Raw genomic sequence first — 1,922 nt, 5'->3', positions numbered from 1 at the left:
AGCACGGACCCGTCGACCGCCGAGCCGACCGACGTCGACCCCACGGTGCTCTTCGACGACGAGGCCCTCACCGAGGTGCCCACCGTCGTCGACTGCACCCTGTCGACCGGCACCGAGACCACCTGCTACCAGTACGAGGTCGCCAGCCTGGCCTCGACGGTGGACACCGACGGGCCCTACTGCCCCGAGACCACCGACGACGTCGGCGGCATCTGGGTCTGGGACGGCGACGACCCCGGCCTCTACGCCCTCGACGCCGACTACTGGACGATGATGAGCGACCAGGGCTACGACTTCGTGGACGACGACGGCAGCATCACCGTGACCGACCCGGGCGCCCAGAGCGCCACGTCGTCGACGACGGCGAACTCCTGCCTGGAGGCGACCGCCGACGGCTCGTTCCACCTGCAGGTGCTGATCCCGACCGCGCCCGAGACGCTCGACAGCCCGACCGACCTCGGGACCGTCGGGCAGGTCGGCCTGGCGCTCGACGGGGTCACGATCTTCGCCGACGCACCCTCGGTCGCCGACCGCGGCGGCCTCCCGGCCCTCGACGCCTGCGGTGGCCACGTCGACCCGTCCGGCTACTACCACTGGCACTTCGGGGCCGAGTCGATCCAGACCAACCTCGACGAGTCGGGAACCGACGTGTCCTGCGACATCACGCAGGACGCGGAGGCCCTGGTGGGCTTCGCCTACGACGGCTACGCCATCTACGGTCCCGAGGAGGACCGCAGCATCCCCGACGACCTCGACGAGTGCTCCGGTCACGTCTCGGAGACCGACGAGCTCGGCACCGGCTACCACTACCACCTCACCTACGACTCCCCGAACCTGCCGACCTGCCTGGTCGGCGCGACGGCCCAGTCGGCGCTGAGCAGCCCCGACAACGCCGACGCCGCCCTGCCCGGCGGTGCCGGTGCGGGCGGGGACGGCGGCGGACCTCCCGGCGCGCCGCCGGCTGGGGGCTGAGGTGCGCACCAAGGTGCAGCGTCTGCTGGGAGCGCTGCTGGCAGGCCTCACGTGCGCCGTAGTGATCCTGCTCGGCGCCGGCCCCGCCGCGGCGCACGACGACACCGGCGACGCCATCGCGCTGACGGTCACCGACGAACGGGTCCTCGGCACCGCCTTCGTCGCCTTCGGCGACCTGGGCTACGACGACACCTCCGGCGACGGCCTGCTCGATGCCGAGGAGCGGTCGGAGCAGGACGCCTCCGTCGCGGAGGGGCTGGTCGCCGTGCTGCGCGAGCACGTCACGATCGCCGTCGACGGCGAGGAGACGGTGCTGATCGGCGCCGGCCCGGCCCCGGCCGGCGACGAGGCCGAACCCTCGGCGTACGTCGAGATCGCCTTCGTCACCGGCCCCTACCCCGGTGACGCCTCCGAGCTGGACCTCACCTGGACCCTTGCCTCACCGAATGAGCAGGTCCTGGTGTCGGTCGACGACGACCTGGTTGCCGCCCACCTCAGCGGGGACGGCGACCTCGCGGTCTCGCTGAGCAGCATCAGCGCCGTCAGGTCGTTCTTCACCAGCGGCCTGGACCACGTGGCCTCGGGTCTCGACCACCTGCTCTTCCTGGTGGTCCTCACCTTCGCGGTCGTGGGCTCGGTGGTGTCGCGCGCCACGACGTGGCGGGTCGTCAAGCTGGTGACCGCGTTCACGGTCGGCCACGCGGTGAGCCTGGGCCTGGCCTACTTCGGCATCGTCCCGATCCCGGTCGCGATCGTCGAGCCGGCCATCGCGCTCTCGGTCGTCGCCACGGCGTTCCTCGCCCTCCGCAAGAAGGGCGAGTCGCTGCGACCGTGGGTCGCCGCGCTCGTCGGGGTCGTGCACGGCCTCGGCTTCGCCAGCAGCCTCGGCTCGCTGGGCCTGGCCGCCGGCGACCAGGTCGCCGCGCTCGCCGCGTTCAACCTCGGTATCG

The 1,922-nt window shown here is 72.3% G+C and carries 2 protein-coding genes; both read left to right on the top strand.

The window, feature by feature from the left end; translation table 11 throughout:
* A partial coding sequence (locus tag VOI19_RS18765; RefSeq protein ID WP_323794457.1) for a YHYH protein occupies positions 1–972 on the top strand: 972 nt, incomplete at its 5' end.
* Position 973: 1 nt separating this feature from the next.
* The coding region (locus VOI19_RS18760; protein WP_323794456.1) for a HupE/UreJ family protein at positions 974–1,922 on the top strand (949 nt) is incomplete at its 3' end.

The organism is Nocardioides sp., from assembly GCF_034670285.1.
Taxonomy (GTDB): domain Bacteria; phylum Actinomycetota; class Actinomycetes; order Propionibacteriales; family Nocardioidaceae; genus Nocardioides.
Note: the sequence above shows the minus strand (reverse complement) of the source record. Positions and strands in the feature narration are given on the sequence as shown.